Here is a 12,084-nt window from a genome sequence, read left to right as displayed (position 1 = left end):
CGCATTATGATGATTTTGACTGATAAAAAGCCACGTGTGAATGTTGAAGGAATTTTGACTGCGGACGAAATTCACGATATCGAACATCACATGGGGCACTACCCATACCCACGTGCAGCGTGTCTAGATGCGCTGAAGTGTGTACAACGCCGTAATGGCTGGGTAGATGATGCGCAAATGAATGCCATCGCACAAATGCTCAGCATGAGCGTTGCAGACCTTGAAGGTGTGGCAACGTTCTATAACCGTATTTACCGTCAGCCGGTCGGTCGTCACGTAATTTTGTTATGTGATTCGATTGCGTGTTTCCTGATGGGTGCAGAAACTTTGGCAGAAGCATTCCAGCGCGAATTAGGCATTTCTTTTGGTCAAACGACTGCAGATGGTCGTTTCACTTTGCTGCCAATTTGCTGTCTGGGCAACTGTGACAAAGGTCCAACCTTGATGATTGATGAAGACACGCACGGTCTGGTTGAAGTGACTTCGGTGAAACAGCTGTTGGAGAAGTATGTATGAATACTGAACCAAAACCAATTTATGGCGACGGTAACCCGGAAACGCATCCATTAACATGGCGTTTAAGCAAACAAGCCAACGTACGTAATGCAGATGATTACGAAGCGCTGGAAGGTTATGCAGGCTTTAAAAAAGCACTGAGCATGTCGCCTAAAGATGTATTGGAAGTGGTTAAGGCAGCGACTGTAAAAGGTCGTGGTGGTGCAGGCTTCCCGGCAGGTATCAAATGGTCTTTGATGGCGCCAAACGACAACTCAGGTCCACGTTACCTGATTTGTAATGCCGATGAGATGGAACCAGGTACCTTTAAAGACCGTTTGTTGATGGAAGATCTTCCGCATCAATTGATCGAAGGCATGCTGATTGCAGGCTATACGCTTGAAGCAACACACGGTTATATCTTTATCCGTGGCGAGTACATTGAAGCTGCTCAGTACTTAAATGAAGCACTTGAGCAAGTTCGTGCCAAAGGTTACTTAGGGGATAACATCCTTGGTACAGGCTGGAACTTCGAGTTACACGTGCATACCGGTGCGGGTCGTTATATCTGCGGTGAAGAAACTGCATTGATTAACTCGCTAGAAGGTCGCCGTGCCAACCCGCGTACTAAACCGCCATTCCCGCAAGTTGCAGGTGCTTGGGGTCGTCCTACGATTGTCAACAACGTAGAGACCTACAACAACTTACCAGCCATCATGCTGCGTGGTCCTGAATGGTATATCAACTTGTCTGCGGGTAAGTCGAAAGATCCAGGCACCAAGATTTATGGTGCATCAGGTAAGGTAAAATTCCCGGGTCTATGGGAGCTTCCATTTGGTACGACAGCACGTGAAGTGATTGAAGACCATGCGGGTGGTATGCGTGACGGCTTAAAACTGAAAGCATGGTTACCGGGTGGTGCATCGACTGACTTCCTGGCTGCCGAGCATATTGATCTTCCTATGGATGCGGAAAGCATCATGAAAGCAGGTTCGCGTTTAGGGACTTGCTTACTGATGGTGGTAGATGAAACCCAATGTATGGTTTCAGCGACACGTAACCTCGAAGAATTCTTTGCACGCGAATCATGTGGTTTCTGTACGCCTTGCCGTGATGGCTTACCTTGGGCTGTGAAAGCGCTGAAAGCACTGGAAGATGGCACAGGTAAGAAAGAAGATATCGATCACTTACAAGAACTGACTCGTAAGCTTTGGATTGGTAAAACTTTCTGTGCCCACGCACCGGGTGCAATGGAGCCGCTTATGGGCGCACTCAAATATTTCCGTGGCGAATTTGAAGCGAAGGTTGTGAATGCCGCCGCTCAAACCAGCAACGTAGAACAAGCTTAAGGAATTCGACTATGGCTACAATTCATGTCGATGGCAAATCGTATGAAGTCAACGGCTCGGAAAACTTGCTACAAGCATGTTTGAGTCTTGGCATTGATATCCCATACTTTTGTTGGCATCCATCCTTAGGTTCTGTCGGTTCTTGCCGTCAATGTGCCGTGACCCAGTACGCGAATCCAGAAGATACGCGTGGCCGTTTGGTCATGTCATGTATGACGCCAGCATCTGACAATACCTACATCTCGATTGAAGACAAAGAAGCCAAAGATTTCCGTGCTTCGATTGTTGAATTCTTGATGACCAACCATCCGCACGACTGTCCAGTCTGTGAAGAAGGGGGTCACTGTCATTTACAAGATATGACTGTAATGACGCAGCATGACCGTCGTCGCTACCGTTTCACGAAGCGTACCCATTACAACCAGGAGCTTGGCTCATTCATTTCTCACGAAATGAACCGTTGTATCGCGTGTTACCGTTGTGTGCGTTATTACAAAGACTACGCAGGTGGTACGGACTTCGGCGTGTATGCCAATGCATCACGTGTGTACTTCGGTCGTCCTGAATCAGGTACTTTAGAGTCTGAATTCTCGGGCAACCTGACTGAAGTATGTCCAACAGGTGTATTCACCGACAAAACTCATTCGGCTCGCTACAACCGTAAATGGGACATGCAGTATGCGCCAAGCGTATGCCAAGGCTGTTCTTCAGGTTGTAATATCTCTCCGGGTGAACGTTATGGCGAACTTCGCCGCGTAGAAAACCGTTATAACGGTGAAGTCAACCAGTACTTCTTATGCGACAAAGGCCGTTTCGGTACAGGTTATGTGAACCGTGAAGACCGTCCGCGTCAACCACAATTCCGTCAAGGTGCAACTGTTGAAACTGTTTCAGTGGATGCAGCACTAGACACGGTCATTGCAAATATCCAGGGCAAAAAAGTATTGGGTATTGGTTCACCGCGTGCATCACTTGAGTCGAACTTCGCACTTCGTGAGTTGGTGGGTCAAGAGAACTTCTCAACAGGTCTATCTCAAAAAGAGCAAAACCTGGTTGAACTTGCTGCTTCTATCATGCAAACCGAGGGTGTTTACAACCCGAACATGCGTGAAATTGAAAGCTACGATGCTGTGTTAATTTTGGGTGAAGACCTCACACAAACTGCGCCACGTATGGCTTTATCTGTTCGCCAGGCTGCGAAAAATAAAGGCAAAGAGATGGCGGCAGAGCGCCGTACGCAAGAGTGGTTGGCTGAACCGGTACAACGTATTGCACAAGATGCGAAATCTCCGATTTACATCCTGGCTGCGACACAAACCCGTTTGTCTGATGTTGCTGAAGGTGAAGTGGTTGCTTCTCCAAACGACATCGCACGTTTAGGTTTTGCAGTTGCTGCAGCAGTTGCGGGTGAAACGATTCTTGGTTTAGATGACGATGCCAAAGCATTTGCACAAACCATTGCGGACACTTTAAAAGCTGCGAAGAAACCACTGATCATCTCAGGTACAAGCTTGCAAGATCCTGCCATTATGGAAGCTGCTGCACAAGTTGCACAGAATCTGGGTAATGCAGGTCTGACCTTGACGGTTCCTGAAGTGAACTCGATGGGTATGGCAATCTTGGGTGGTCAAAGCCTGGAGCAAGCATTTGCACAAGATTACAATACTGTGATTGTGGTTGAAAACGACCTTTACCGTCGTCTTCCTGCTGCACAGGTCGATGCTGCACTTGCAGGCAAAGATGTGATCGTACTGGATCACTCTGAAACTGCAACAGTGAAAAAAGCCGACATCGTACTTTCTGCTGCATCGTTTGCTGAAGGTGATGGTACTGTCGTTTCTCAAGAAGGCCGTGCACAACGTTTCTACCAAGTGTATGACCCAAGCTACTACAATCCTGAATTGGCGATCAAGGAATCTTGGCGCTGGTTACACGCTCTGGAAACAGGCGTAAAAGGCAAAGCGATTTCTTGGACTTTACTGGATGATGTGATCGAGTCAGTGGCGAAAAACGTTCCTGCGCTTGAAGGCATTCTGGATGTTGCACCTGATGCGGGCTTCCGTGTTCATGGCTTGAAAGTGGCACGTGAACCACGTCGTTACTCAGGTCGTACTTCAATGCGTTCGCCATTGTCTGTACATGAGCCGAAACAGCCTACAGATAAAGACTCCGCATTAACATTCTCGATGGAAGGTTATGTCGGAGACCAGACTCCATCTCCACTGGTTCCATTTGCATGGTCTGCAGGCTGGAACTCGCCACAAGCTTGGAGCAAGTTCCAGGAAACTGTAGGTGGTTCACTCAAAGGTGGTGATTCAGGCGTTCGTTTATTCGACCGTTTGGCAAAACGTCCGGCACGTACCTTCGTGGCACCGGCACCTGTTCTGGTCAATGCTGAAAGCTTCCGTCTGGTACCAATGCACCATATCTTTGGTTCAGGTGAATTCACGGTAAAAACACCAGCGATGGAAACGCGTATTCCTGAAGCGGTATTTGCAGTGGGTGAGCAGGATGCAGCGCGCCTGAATGTTCAAGATGGTCAGACAATCACGGTGAAAGCAGGTGAGACATCAATCGTTCTTCCAGTTCAAGTGATTGAATATTTACCGACAGGTTATATTGGCTACCCAATCGGTCTGGCACCGACGGTATCTCTTGCAGAGCCTGTTTCAGTCGCGGTAGGAGTGTAATTCATGGAACAAGAATTAATCCGTCAAACGCCGCTGTGGGCTGAAAACTGGCCAATTGCCTATTCAGTCATTCAAGCGATTGTGATCTTGCTGGTTGTAGTACTGATCGCTGCGTTGATGTCTTTTATTGAACGTCGTTTACTCGGCTTGTGGCAAGACCGTTACGGTCCGAACCGTGTTGGTCCGGGTGGTATGTTCCAGATTGTTGCCGACATGCTGAAAATCATGTTCAAGGAAGACTGGACACCTAAGTTTGCTGACAAATTGACTTTCCGTATGGCGCCAGCAGTTGCGATGGCAACTGCGGTGCTGTCGTTCATGGTTATTCCTGTATCACCTTATTTAGGTGTAGCAGACATGAACATCGGCCTGTTGTTCTTTATGGCAATGGCGGGTATTGCAGTTTATGCAGTCCTGTTCGGTGGCTGGTCATCAAACAACAAATATGCCTTACTGGGCGGTTTACGTTCTGCGGCTCAAACCATTTCGTATGAAGTGTTCCTGGGGATCTCGTTGATGGGTGTGGTGGCAATTGCCGGTTCATTCAACATGCGTGAAATCGTTGAAGCGCAAAAAGATGTCTGGTTTGTGATTCCTCAGTTCCTTGGCTTCCTGATCTTTGTGGTTGCGGGTGTTGCGGTCACGCACCGTCACCCATTTGACCAACCAGAAGCAGAACAGGAATTGGCAGAAGGTTACCATGTTGAATACGGCGGTATGAAGTGGGGGATGTTCTTCGTTGCGGAATACGTCAACGTGGTACTGATCTCTGCATTGATCGTGACTTTATTCTTCGGTGGCTGGCTTGCGCCATTCAACCTTGATATTCCGTTCCTTCCAGCAGCATTCTGGTTCATTATCAAAACAGCATTCTTTGTAATGATGTTTGTACTGGCGCGTGGTTCATTAATGCGTCCACGTTATGACCAGGTGATGAACTTTGGTTGGAAAATTTGCTTGCCATTGGCGTTGGTTAACCTTTTGGTAACTGGTGCTGTGATTCTGATGAATCAGGCCTAAGACAGCAGGGAGAACAAAATGTTTAAATTTCTAGCTGGATTCGGGTCAATCGTTCGTTCGTTGTGGATGGTGTTCAGCCACGCAACACGTAAACGTGACACCATTTTATATCCGGAAGTGCCGGCCGAAGAAATCGTGCCACCACGCTTCCGTGGTCGTATCGTATTGACGCGCGACCCTGATGGCGAAGAACGCTGTGTGGCATGTAACCTGTGTGCGGTTGCCTGTCCGGTAGGCTGTATTTCACTACAAAAAGCAGAACGTGAAGATGGTCGCTGGTATCCGGAATTTTTCCGTATCAACTTCTCGCGTTGTATTTTCTGCGGTATGTGTGAAGAAGCGTGTCCAACCACTGCGATTCAGATGACCCCGGACTTCGAGCTTGGCGAATATGTTCGTCAGGACTTGGTCTATGAAAAAGAACACCTGCTGATTTCTGGTCCTGGTAAATATCCTGACTATAACTTCTACCGTGTAACCGGTATGGCAGTTGCAGGCAAGGACAAAGGTCAAGCACAGCGTGAAAGTGCACCTGTTGATGTACGGAGTCTATTACCATGATGTGGCCATTTTATTTAATGGCCCTCGTGGCCATTGTCTCTACGGTTCGCGTGGTGACTAACGCGAATCCGGTACATGCTTTATTAAGCCTGATCGTGTCATTGCTTGCAGTCGCAGGCATGTTCCTGATCGTCGGTGCGCCATTCGCTGGTGCGCTGGAAGTGATCGTTTATGCGGGCGCGATCATGGTGTTGTTCGTGTTCGTGGTAATGATGCTGAACCTGGGTGAGCAGACCGTTGAACAAGAACGTAAATGGTTGACTTCATCGGCTTGGGCTTATCCGGCGTTGATGAGCTTCCTGATCGGTTTGGTGCTGGTATGGGTATTAAACTCTGATTACACACAAGCTTCACTGGTAATGGGTACAGAAATGGTGGGCCCGAAAGCAGTGGGTCAAGCACTCTTTACGCAATACTTGTTGTTGGTTGAAGTTGCCGCGATGTTATTGCTTGCTGCCTTGGTAGCTGCATTCCATTTGGGTAAACGTGAACCAGATGCAGAAGAGGAAAAAGAATAATGGGCAACATCCCTTTAGAGCATGGTTTGATCGTTGCATCTATTCTCTTTGCACTGGGTTTTTACGGTGTAATGGTGCGACGCAACCTACTATTTATTTTAATGAGCCTTGAAATCATGATGAACGCTGCTGCTTTAGCGTTCGTCCTGGCGGGCAGTGCATGGGCACAGCCAGATGGTCAGATCATGTTTATCCTGATCCTGACGCTTGCTGCGGCAGAGGCTTGTATTGGTCTTGCGATCGTCCTTCAGTTCTATCATCGCTTCCATCACCTGGATGTGGATGCTGCTAGTGAGATGCGCGGATGAGTTATTTATATCTAACAATTTTATTTCCGCTCATTGGTTTTGTCCTGTTAGCGGCGGGGCGTAACAAGCTTCCGGAATCTGTTGCAGCAATGATTGGTGTCGGTGCAGTCGGTTTATCTGCACTGTTCGCACTGATTGCGGGTATGGACTTTGTGAATAATGGTTCAACTGCAGTTGTGCAACATCTCTGGACCTGGTTCAGTGTTGGCGGTTTTGCTCCGGGCATCAGCTTGCAGCTGGATGGCTTGTCTTTATTGATGCTGGGCATGGTCACTGGTGTGGGTTTCTTAATTCACATCTTTGCATCATGGTACATGCGCGGTGAAGAAGACTTCGCACGTTTCTTCTCTTACTTCAACCTGTTCGTTGCAAGCATGTTATTGCTGGTATTGGGTGACAACCTGGCGTTGTTATTCCTGGGTTGGGAAGGCGTAGGTCTGTGTTCATACCTGCTGATCGGTTATTACTACCAGAACCCTGCAAACGGTCTGGCGGCAATCAAGGCATTTACCGTGACCCGTATCGGTGACGTATTCTTGCTGATTGCCATGTTCCTGATCTTCCAGCAATTCGGTACCTTGAACATTCAGTACATCGTTGAAAATGCAGCGACTGTAATGACCCAAAGTTCATCTCTGACCATCTGGACAGCATTGTTATTGTTCTTGGGTGCGGCGGGTAAATCTGCACAGATCCCGTTACAAACATGGTTAGCCGATGCGATGGCAGGTCCAACACCTGTTTCTGCATTGATCCATGCTGCAACGATGGTAACAGCGGGTGTTTACCTGTGCTGCCGTCTATTCGCAGTCTTTGAACTTGCACCAGAAGTGATGGTATTTATTTCGATCACAGGTGCGGTGACCTTGCTTGTGGCTGGTTTTGCTGCACTGGTTCAAACCGACATCAAACGTATTCTGGCATACTCAACCATGAGTCAGCTCGGTTATATGTTTATGGCGGTAGGTGCTGAAGCATACCAGGCAGGTCTGTTCCATATGCTGACTCACGCATTCTTCAAGGCATTATTGTTCTTGTCGTCTGGTGCGGTGATTCTGGCTTACCATCACGAACAAAACATCTTCAAGATGGGCGGTCTGTTCTACAAGAACAAATTCCTGTTTGCATGTTTCGCGATTGGTGGCGGTGCATTGGCAGCGATTCCATTCCTAACGATTGGTTTCTTCTCAAAAGATGCGATTCTTGCTGCAGTCTGGACGCAAAGTCATATTGCTGGTTTACCAGTGTATAACACGCTGTACTGGGTGGGTGTTGCAGGTGCATTCTTAACGTCTATTTATACATTCCGTTTAATCTGGGTTGTATTCTTCGGCAAAGAAAACACGCCTTATCATGAAATCAAAGGTGCAACTTACTGGGCGCCACTGGCGATTCTTGCTGTACTTTCAACAGGTCTCGCGATCGTACTAAAAGCACCGGTAATGAGTATTCTGGATGCTGCACAAATTCCAGCCTTCATTATTCCTGAAGCGCTTGAAGCAGGTGCACATGGTGCTGAATACATCGCAATTGCTGTTGCTTTGACAGGTCTTGCAGTGGGTGTAGTACTGTTCGCTTTTGCTTACAATGCAGTCAAACGTTTTGCAGCCACTTCTGTAGGTGCTGGCCTGGTCAACATCTGCCGTAATGCATTAGGTTTCGATACGCTGTATGACCTCATTTTCGTGAAGCCATATTTAATGTTCGCGAAGATCTTTGGTCGTGATCCTATTGATGGCCTATGGCTGGTACTTCCTGCACTTGTTAAAGGTGGTCACAGCTTTACAAGTTCACGTCAAACCGGTTCACTGCGTGAATATGCATCTAGTATGGGGCTCGGTGTCGTTGTCCTACTGATGATCTTGATCGTGATTCAGGTCGTGGGGAAATAAAATGGAAGCTCCAAACAATATTATTTTGCCGGCTCTGATCCTCATTCCGTTCATTGCAGGTTTCATATGCTGGTTGGTCGATAAACTCGACCAACACTTGCCGCGTTATATCGCGCTGATCGGTATGCTGGTGACCTTGGTCTTGACCATCGTCCTTTGGCAGACTGGTACTTACAACTATGAATTAGGCGGTGCTACACCTTCGTGGGCTGCCGAATTCAAATTGCCTTGGATTCAAACCCTGGGCATTAACATTCACTTAGCAGTGGATGGTTTATCACTTCTTATGGTTGGCTTGACTGCACTCCTGGGTGTATTGGCAGTAGGCTGTTCATGGGGCGAGATTCAAAAGAACGTTGGTTTCTTCCACTTGAACCTTTTATGGTCTTTAGGTGGTGTCATCGGTGTGTTTCTGGCGATTGACTTATTCCTGTTCTTCTTCTTCTGGGAGATGATGCTGGTGCCGATCTACTTCCTGATTGCCCTTTGGGGTCATAAAGGGGCAGAGGGCAAGTCACGTGTTTATGCAGCTAACAAGTTCTTCATTTACACGCAGGTTGCCGGTTTGGTGATGCTGATTGGTATCCTTGGTCTGGTGACTGTGGGCTATACCATGACGGGTGAAATCCGTTTCGACTATAACTATCTATTAGGTGTGGCGAATACGCTTGATGCTCAGGCGCCAGCGGTGGCTTATGCATTCATGATCTGTTTATTCATCGGTTTTGCGGTAAAACTTCCAGTTTTCCCATTACACGGCTGGTTACCAGATGCGCATGCGCAAGCACCAACAGCGGGTTCTGTCGATCTTGCGGGTATCTTGATTAAGACTGCGGCGTACGGTTTATTACGTTTCGTGATTCCGTTCTTCCCGGCAGCGTCTGCACAGTTTGCAGACTTCGCAATCATTCTTGGTTTAATCGGTATTTTCTACGGTGCTTGGTGTGCTTTCCAGCAAACCGACATGAAACGCCTGTTGGCTTATACCTCTATTTCACACATGGGCTTCGTTTTACTTGCGATCTACGCAGGTAACATCCTGACCTTCCAAGGTCTGATGATCATGATGTTGGCACATGGTATTTCATCTGCTGCACTGTTCATTATGTGTGGTCAGGTATATGAGCGTGTGCATACGCGTGATATGCGTTTGATGGGTGGTATGCGTGGTCAATTCCCGTATCTTGCATTCTTCCTGATGTTCTTCGTTGCGGCGTTGGTGGGTATTCCAGGTCTAGGTAACTTCATTGGTGAGTTCCTGATCCTGATGGGTGCTTATGCGAAATTTCCGGCGTTTACCATTCTTGCGGCAATCAGCTTGGTATTTGCGGGTTTGTACGGTTTGATCCTGATTCACAAAGCCCTGTTTGGTGTACCAAATGAAGCACAACAGCAGCACTATACAAATCCATTAAAAGATCTAAATGCACGTGAAATCGCATTATTGTTGATCTGTGCGTTTGGTCTACTTTGGCTTGGTCTATATCCACAAAGCTTCCTTGACGTTTCTAACTCAAGCATGGCGTGGTTAGCGAATAGCTACATTCCAGTTCAAGAAGTGGTTGAAGTTGCTGATCAAGTAACGACTCAACTTGAAAATGTGGAGATCCAATAAGCCATGAACTTCACAATGTCTTTTTCTGAGCTTATGCCTCTAGCACCTGTGATGATCGTGTCGTTAACTGCGATCGTCGTGATGTTGCTGACCGCAATCAAGCGTAACCATAACTTGGTGGCTACCACCACGGTGATTGGTTTAAACCTTGCTGCGTTCTATATCATTTTCGTTTTGTTGGCAGGCGTGTTTGCACCTGCCAACGTGATGAATCTGTTCATCGTAGATCCATTTACGATGCTGTACCAGTTTGTGATCCTGATTGCTGCACTTGCATGTGCAACGCTATCTCACGCGTATATCGAAACCTATAAAGATAACCGTGAAGAGTTATATATCCTGATGCTGACATCCGTTGCGGGTGCCATGCTAATGGTGGCTAGCTCACACTATGCATCATTCTTTATCAGCCTTGAGTTGATGTCGATTCCTGTATATGGCTTGTTGGCATATACACATCAACGTTCTCAATCGCTTGAAGCGGGTGTGAAATATCTGGTGCTTTCAGCAACTGCGTCAGCAATGCTGCTCATGGGTATGGCATATATTTATGCATATACAGGTACTTTAAGTTTCGTGGCTGAACCAGGCAAACTGTTTACTGTATTCAGTCAACCGGCTGTCGTGATTGGTCTGGCATTAATTGTATTTGCAGTAGCATTTAAATTATCGCTGGCACCATTCCACAAATGGACACCAGACGTATATGCTGGTGCACCAGCGCCAATCGCGACTTTCCTTGCGACTGTTGCGAAAGTAGCCATGATTGGTCTGTTTGTTCGTTATGCGTTGTCTTCGGGTCTAATTCTGGCAGACAGCTTCGTCACGATCATCTCAATTATTGCGGTTCTGTCTATCCTTGCAGGTAACTTGCTGGCGGTTCGCCAAGTGAACTTGAAACGTATCTTGGCATACTCTTCAATTGCACACTTTGGTTATTTGCTGGTTGCCATCGTAAGTTCACGTAATACGGATTTCTTACAAGTTCAAGGTTTCGCGACTTTTGAAAGTGTAAACGTCTACGTGATTACCTATGTATTAACCACGATCGGTGCGTTCGGTGTCGTTACGCTGATGTCTAGTCCGTATAACAATACGGATGAAGCGGGTGGCTTGGCTGAATACCGTGGTCTGTTCTGGCGCCGTCCAGTCTTGACTGCTGTATTGACGGTGATGATGCTGTCTCTTGCAGGTATTCCTTTAACTGCCGGCTTTATCGGTAAGTTCCTGGTGATTAAAACTGCGGTTGCAGGCGAAGCCTGGTTCCTGACTGCGATGGTTATCTTGGGTTCTGGTATCGGTCTATACTACTACCTGCGCGTAATGGTTGTGCTTTACATGACACCACCTGAAACACCACGTTTAGATGCGGTGAATCATTGGGGTCAAAAAGTGGGCGGTATCATGGTACTTCTTGCTGCGCTTGCGGTACTTGTGATCGGTGTCTACCCAGATCCAGTAATTGCAGTATCTAAATATGCATTCTTTGCCATGTCACCTGAATTGCAACAGTTCATTTTCACTTTGGTTCAAAGTGGTTTTAACTAATATCTGCAAAGATTGACGTTATTACAAAAAAGCCTCCATGATTGGGGGCTTTTTTATTTATACAAATCAATAAAAGCCTTTATAATAG

The 12,084-nt window shown here is 47.2% G+C and carries 10 protein-coding genes; all 10 read left to right on the top strand.

All coding sequences use genetic code 11. The features are described from left to right. Positions 1–6 precede the first annotated feature (6 nt). The 10 genes from nuoE to nuoN are packed head-to-tail and all read left to right on the top strand — an operon-like array spanning position 7 to position 11,996. Complete coding sequence (gene nuoE, locus AC13CK_RS13410; RefSeq protein WP_005247901.1) at positions 7–516, top strand: NADH-quinone oxidoreductase subunit NuoE; 510 nt, start codon at positions 7–9, stop codon at positions 514–516. Beyond that, a complete protein-coding gene (gene nuoF / locus AC13CK_RS13405) occupies positions 513–1,844 on the top strand; it encodes an NADH-quinone oxidoreductase subunit NuoF (RefSeq protein WP_005106202.1) in 1,332 nt (443 codons plus the stop codon). Before nuoE ends, nuoF begins: the two co-directional genes overlap by 4 nt. Before the next feature lie 11 nt (positions 1,845–1,855). After that, a complete protein-coding gene (nuoG, locus tag AC13CK_RS13400) occupies positions 1,856–4,534 on the top strand; it encodes an NADH-quinone oxidoreductase subunit NuoG (RefSeq protein WP_425878683.1) in 2,679 nt (892 codons plus the stop codon). Between the two features lie 3 nt (positions 4,535–4,537). Beyond that, positions 4,538–5,554, top strand: coding sequence for an NADH-quinone oxidoreductase subunit NuoH (gene nuoH / locus AC13CK_RS13395; protein ID WP_004280772.1), 1,017 nt, complete (start codon positions 4,538–4,540; stop codon positions 5,552–5,554). Between the two features lie 18 nt (positions 5,555–5,572). Next, positions 5,573–6,115, top strand: a complete 543-nt coding sequence (nuoI, locus tag AC13CK_RS13390; protein WP_004280771.1) for an NADH-quinone oxidoreductase subunit NuoI — start codon at positions 5,573–5,575, stop codon at positions 6,113–6,115. Beyond that, complete coding sequence (nuoJ, locus tag AC13CK_RS13385; RefSeq protein WP_171054322.1) at positions 6,115–6,633, top strand: NADH-quinone oxidoreductase subunit J; 519 nt, start codon at positions 6,115–6,117, stop codon at positions 6,631–6,633. The genes nuoI and nuoJ overlap by 1 nt, the downstream gene beginning before the upstream one ends. After that, positions 6,633–6,941: an NADH-quinone oxidoreductase subunit NuoK gene (gene nuoK / locus AC13CK_RS13380; protein WP_004280769.1), complete on the top strand. Its 309-nt coding sequence runs from the start codon at positions 6,633–6,635 to the stop codon at positions 6,939–6,941. The genes nuoJ and nuoK overlap by 1 nt, the downstream gene beginning before the upstream one ends. Beyond that, positions 6,938–8,833: an NADH-quinone oxidoreductase subunit L gene (nuoL, locus tag AC13CK_RS13375; RefSeq protein ID WP_253148105.1), complete on the top strand. Its 1,896-nt coding sequence runs from the start codon at positions 6,938–6,940 to the stop codon at positions 8,831–8,833. The genes nuoK and nuoL overlap by 4 nt, the downstream gene beginning before the upstream one ends. Before the next feature lies 1 nt (position 8,834). Further along, positions 8,835–10,448 (top strand): NADH-quinone oxidoreductase subunit M, encoded by a 1,614-nt coding sequence (nuoM, locus tag AC13CK_RS13370; protein WP_004280767.1) that lies wholly within the window; start codon positions 8,835–8,837, stop codon positions 10,446–10,448. A gap of 3 nt (positions 10,449–10,451) precedes the next feature. Then, a complete protein-coding gene (gene nuoN, locus AC13CK_RS13365; protein ID WP_425878687.1) occupies positions 10,452–11,996 on the top strand; it encodes an NADH-quinone oxidoreductase subunit NuoN in 1,545 nt (514 codons plus the stop codon). Positions 11,997–12,084: the final 88 nt, after the last annotated feature.

It is taken from the genome of Acinetobacter sp. L-24, assembly GCF_056857555.1.
This window is presented reverse-complemented; position numbering and strand designations above follow the sequence as displayed.

What these genes read in the sequence shown, in the direction of transcription:
- nuoE (WP_005247901.1), top strand. Translation starts at nt 7, where the DNA reads ATGATGATTTTGACTGATAAAAAGCCACGTGTGAATGTTGAAGGAATT.
- nuoF (WP_005106202.1), top strand. Translation starts at nt 513, where the DNA reads ATGAATACTGAACCAAAACCAATTTATGGCGACGGTAACCCGGAAACG.
- nuoG (WP_425878683.1), top strand. Translation starts at nt 1,856, where the DNA reads ATGGCTACAATTCATGTCGATGGCAAATCGTATGAAGTCAACGGCTCG.
- nuoH (WP_004280772.1), top strand. Translation starts at nt 4,538, where the DNA reads ATGGAACAAGAATTAATCCGTCAAACGCCGCTGTGGGCTGAAAACTGG.
- nuoI (WP_004280771.1), top strand. Translation starts at nt 5,573, where the DNA reads ATGTTTAAATTTCTAGCTGGATTCGGGTCAATCGTTCGTTCGTTGTGG.
- nuoJ (WP_171054322.1), top strand. Translation starts at nt 6,115, where the DNA reads ATGTGGCCATTTTATTTAATGGCCCTCGTGGCCATTGTCTCTACGGTT.
- nuoK (WP_004280769.1), top strand. Translation starts at nt 6,633, where the DNA reads ATGGGCAACATCCCTTTAGAGCATGGTTTGATCGTTGCATCTATTCTC.
- nuoL (WP_253148105.1), top strand. Translation starts at nt 6,938, where the DNA reads ATGAGTTATTTATATCTAACAATTTTATTTCCGCTCATTGGTTTTGTC.
- nuoM (WP_004280767.1), top strand. Translation starts at nt 8,835, where the DNA reads ATGGAAGCTCCAAACAATATTATTTTGCCGGCTCTGATCCTCATTCCG.
- nuoN (WP_425878687.1), top strand. Translation starts at nt 10,452, where the DNA reads ATGAACTTCACAATGTCTTTTTCTGAGCTTATGCCTCTAGCACCTGTG.